Raw genomic sequence first — 4,808 nt, 5'->3', positions numbered from 1 at the left:
GGCTCGTCCGTTGGCTGCCCCGCCGGCGCCGACCGCCCCGCCCCCGCCGACCGCCCCGGCTCCGCCGACCGCGCCGGCGGGTCCGGTACCTGTCGCCGCACCGGCCGCGGAGGACGGCGACCCCGTCCTCCGGGTCCAGGTGCAGGGCGCCACGCTCGACGACCTGCGCGCGTTCACCGACGAGGTCCGGCCCGACACGGGCTGCCGCGCCGTCGCCAGGCGCACCGACGCGGGCTACACGCTCGACGTCTACCTCGAGCAGTCCCGGCTCGACGCCGCCCGAGCGTCCCGCGCGGCCGGTCAGGTCACGCTCGACGTCGTCGCCGACGAGACCGCCAACGGACGAGCCCGCCAGCAGGAGGTCGGCACGGGCGACCGGTACGCCGCGCGCGGCGAGGTCCCGCACGGCCTCGGCACGAAGGAGCCACCGCGATGAGCTACCTCAACGTCACCGAGATCGAGTCGGCGCTCGCGAACCTCCAGGCCGCGTACCCGCAGACGTCCGAGCTCATCACGCTGCCGCACCTGTCCCACGAGGGCCGGCAGGCGCACGTCCTCCGCATCGGCGCGCAGGGCAGCGCCGACACCGACGGCGTGCTGCTGCTCGGCGGCGTGCACGCCCGCGAGTGGGTGCCGCCGGACGCGCTCGTCGCGCTCGCCGCGGACCTCCTCGAGGCGCACCAGCTCGGCACCGGCCTCGGGTACGGCGGCCAGTCCTTCACCGCCGACGAGGTGCGGCAGGTCGTCGAGCGGGTCAACGTCTTCGTCTACGCCTGTGTGAACCCCGACGGGCGCGCGTACAGCCAGACGACGAGCCCGATGTGGCGCAAGAACCGGCGCCCACCACCCTCCGGCGGCGCGGCGTGCGTGGGGGTCGACCTCAACCGGAACTTCGACTTCTTGTGGGACCACACCGTCCACTTCGCGGCCGACTCCCACGTCCAGACGTCGTCCGACCCGTGCGACCCGCAGGTCTACCGCGGCCCCTCGAGCACGTCCGAGCCGGAGACGCGGAACGTCGTCTGGCTCGCCGACACCTACCCGCGGATCCGGTGGCACGTCGACGTGCACAGCGCCGTCCCCGACATCCTCTACAGCTGGGGCAGCGACGAGAACCAGACGGCGCACCCCGACCAGAACTTCCTCAACCCCGCGTTCGACGGCCTCCGCGGGCGACCGCACGACGGCGCCTACGGCGAGTACATCGAGCAGGACGACCTCGACCGGGTGCGCGCGCTCGCCGACACGATGCACGACGCGATCCGGGCCGTCCGGGGCGACTCGTACGGCGTCGAGCAGGCGTACGGGCTCTACCCGACGTCCGGGGCGAGCGACGACTGGGCCGCCGGCCGGTCCCGCGCGCTCGCCGGGGTCGCCGAGATCGACGCGTTCACCATCGAGTGCGGGCACAGCTTCCAGCCCACCTGGTCCGAGGCCGAGAACGTGATCCGCGAGGTGTCGGCCGGGCTCGTGGCGCTCTCCGTCGCGGCCGCGGCGACGATCGGGTCCGAGGAGCCGACGCCGTCCGCCGTGAACTCGATCGCGTTGGTGCGGCAGACGCCGGGGTGGGGGTCGATCCCGGTGGCGGCGTCGGACGGTGCGGGTGGCTGGATCGTGACGAACGGTGCGGCGGGTCCGGACTTCATCCCGTCGTGGGCCAACCAGCCCGGGGTGCGGGTCGTGACGGGGGACTTCAACGGCAACGGGTACACCGACATCGCGCTGGTGCGCCAGACGCCGGGGTGGGGGTCGATCCCGGTGGCGTTCGCCGACGGTGCGGGGAACTGGTCGATCACGAACGGTGCGGCGGGTCCGGACTTCATCCCGTCGTGGGCGAACCAGCCCGGGGTGCGGATCGTGACCGGTGACTTCAACGGGAACGGCCTGACGGACATCGCGCTGGTGCGCCAGACGCCGGGGTGGGGGTCGATCCCGATCGCGTTCGCCGACGGTTCCGGTGGGTGGAACATCACGAACGGCGCCGCGGGTCCGGACTTCATCCCGTCCTGGGCGAACCAGCCGGGCGTGAAGATCGTGACCGGTGACTTCAACGGCAACGGGCTGACCGACATCGCGCTGGTGCGGCAGACGCCCGGGTGGGGGTCCATCCCGATCGCGTTCGCGAACGGCGACGGGACCTGGACGATCACCAACGGTGCCGCCGACCCGGACTTCATCCCGTCCTGGGCCAACCAGCCCGGCGTCCGGCTCGTCCCCGGCACCCTCCGGTAGTCACGCCTCGAGCCAGCAGGACACGTCGCACCGACGAGGCTGCGCACCACATGAACGGCGGGCGAGCGCCCGCGCCGGATCCCCAAGCCCGGTGCGGGCCGCTCGCTCCGTCTCGCGGCGACCGTCGATCGCGCTACGGCGCTCCTCGCCGCTCCGCCGTCAGCGGCGCTCCTCTCGGCTCCGCCGTCAGCGGCGCGACGAGTCGACCGTCAGGACGGCGGAACGCATACCGCTGCCCCGGCGGACCGGTCGGGTCAGTGTGGTCTGAGGCCCGAGTCGGCGGACCGGTCGGGTCGGACGCCCGGGTCAGCGGCCCGACCGGGTCGGACGCCCGAGTCGGCGGCCCGGTCGGGTCGGACGCTCGGGTGGAACCGCGCCGCGGGCTGCCACGTGAAGCAGTGCCGCCCGGGTCTGTCGAGGAGTCGCGCGACGCGCGGCTCGCCGGCGCGCGCACCGGACCCTGACGCGGTGGTGCGAGCGGTCGCCGAGTGATCCGCAGGTCTTGTCGGTGCACCTCGTGGTGATGGAACGAGCAGAGCGCGATGGCGTTGTCGATGCTCGTCGGACCTCCGTCCCGGTCCCACCAGGCGATGTGGTGTACCTCGCACCACCGGGCCCGAGCACCGCACCCCGGCCAGCCGCAGCCGCCGTCGCGCACGAGGACGGCACGCCGCTGCGCACCCGAGTAGAGCCGCGCGGTCCGACCGAGATCGACGGGCTGATCCTGCGCGTCCACGACGATCCGCGTGAGCTCGCAGTCGCACAGGATCCGCGCGACCTCGCTCGCCGGCAGGGGTGCGCCGTCCTCGTCCGTCGGCGGCTCGACGCCGCGAATCGCTTCCACCGCCGGAACCGGCTCCGTGACCCCGCGCGGCTTCGCGGCGCTCGGCCGAGCGGCCCGCAGGGCGACCCACGTCTCCTCACGCAGCACCACCGACACGTGCGGTCGCACCGCGGCGCCGGGCGTGGTCTCGGGCAGCCCAAGCACGGTGTCGGCGATCGCCGCCAACGCGTCCGCACGCCGCTGCTCGGAGGACCGGTCGTCGTCGGCGGCGGGTCGGGGCGACGCAGCCTCGAGCGCGAGTCGCAGCCGGTGCCCGGCGACCTGGTCGAGCAGTCCTTTCACGTGCGTGCCGCCGGGGGTCTCCGTGACGTGCAGGAACCGTTCGGCGCGCTGCTGCTGATGGGTGCGTTCGAGCCGGCCGGGGTCGACCTTGGCCGCCCAACGGGCGACTGCTCTGCCGTAGGCGTCGGCGTCGAGCTTCTCGGCCATCGCGACGAGCTGTGCCTGACCGTCGTCGGAACGGATGCGCGACGCGACGGTCGGTGACCCGGTCGCGGCAGCGCGGGCCACGACGTCGAGATGGGGAGCGCTCATGCCACCGGTGACGACGGCCTCCGCCACGCGGGGTAGGGACGCGAGCGCGTCCGCCTGCCGGACCTGGTGCGTAGCCTCCCGGACGCCGGTGTGCGACGTCCGCGCGTGCCACGACTCGAAGCTCCGGTCGCCGCGACCGGACCAGGACTCGGCCGCGCGCTCGGCGACGAGAATCTGCGACCGCGCGGCCGTGACGAGCGCGACGACTCGCTCGAGCGTTCCCAGCGCTGACCGCCGCTGGTCCGCGGCCCACCGATTCGCTTGCCGGGCCGTGGTGGCGAGCTGCTCGGCGGCACGGAGGAGCGCGTCGACGTCCACCGGCCCCACCTGACCCATCCGCACCCATCGCCGATTCGAACGTATGTACGGATAATACCGATCTGCACCCTCGCACACAACCCTCCGAACGCCCCCGTCACAGGCCGAACGCCGTCCAGTCCCCTTCCGAGACCACCTCGACGGACCCGTCGACGACCGCGATGGCCGTCTGCTCGTCGATCGCGTACGCGGGCGCACCGAGGTCGGCGGCCCACCGCTCGGCGTCGGCCAGGCTGTTCTCCGGGAACGCGTGGAGGTGCGGGAAGATCGAGAAGTCGACCACCCCGAGCGTCCTGTCGTCGGGCGCGGAGGCCCACTCCACGAAGGACGAGCCGATGCGCGGCGTCATCACCATGCTCCCGGCGCTCACCCCGACCCAGACGGTGTCGGTCAGCGACGGCAGCAGGTCGGCCAGCCCCGACTCGCGCACCCAGTGCGCCAGGTAGGTCGCGTCGCCGCCGTCGACGAGCAGCACGTCGGCCTCCCGGACCCACGGGACCCACCGGTCCGCACCGATCGTCGGGAGCGCGGTCAGCTCCAGGACGCCGAGCGACGCCCAGCCGAGCCCGGTCAGGTGCCGGAAGGACGGCTCGGGAACGAGCAGCCCGCGCACCGACGTCGGCCCGCACATCGGGTGCCCCCACTGCGCCGTCGGGACGCACAGCGCGTGGCTCTCCTCGACCGGCTTGCCGAGCATGCGCTCGAGCGCCGCGCGGATGCTCGGGTTCGTGACGCCGCCGGACGTGAGCAGGAGCTTCACCGTGTCCTCCGAGATGGCTGGGGTGCGACCGCCGCCCATCCTGCACCTCGCCGGACGAGCGCACCCGACGTGCGCCGGCCGGCGTGCGCCGTCCAGGTCAGAGCGTGACGCGCCCACCCA

4 protein-coding genes are annotated in these 4,808 nt (G+C 73.7%); 2 read left to right on the top strand and 2 right to left on the bottom strand.

Annotation, left to right across the window (positions count from 1 at the left end):
• Together J7523_RS16130 and J7523_RS16125 are read left to right on the top strand one after the other, a co-directional pair.
• The coding region (locus J7523_RS16130) for a hypothetical protein (RefSeq protein WP_291888846.1) at positions 1-436 on the top strand (436 nt) is incomplete at its 5' end.
• On the top strand, positions 433-2,232 hold the full coding sequence (locus J7523_RS16125) for a M14 family metallopeptidase (RefSeq protein ID WP_291888844.1): 1,800 nt from the start codon (positions 433-435) through the stop codon (positions 2,230-2,232). The genes J7523_RS16130 and J7523_RS16125, both read left to right, overlap by 4 nt.
• 133 nt (positions 2,233-2,365) lie before the next feature.
• Here J7523_RS16125 and J7523_RS16120 read toward each other — a convergent pair whose 3' ends face one another.
• Together J7523_RS16120 and J7523_RS16115 are read right to left on the bottom strand one after the other, a co-directional pair.
• Positions 2,366-3,928, bottom strand: coding sequence for a DUF222 domain-containing protein (locus J7523_RS16120; protein WP_291888840.1), 1,563 nt, complete (start codon positions 3,926-3,928; stop codon positions 2,366-2,368).
• Between the two features lie 97 nt (positions 3,929-4,025).
• Complete coding sequence (locus tag J7523_RS16115; protein ID WP_291888848.1) at positions 4,026-4,688, bottom strand: Type 1 glutamine amidotransferase-like domain-containing protein; 663 nt, start codon at positions 4,686-4,688, stop codon at positions 4,026-4,028.
• Positions 4,689-4,808 lie beyond the last annotated feature (120 nt).

The organism is Cellulomonas sp., assembly GCF_017744555.1.
GTDB lineage: Bacteria > Actinomycetota > Actinomycetes > Actinomycetales > Cellulomonadaceae > Cellulomonas.
The sequence above is the reverse complement of the archived record's forward strand: the minus strand, read 5'-3'. Positions and strand labels throughout refer to the sequence as shown.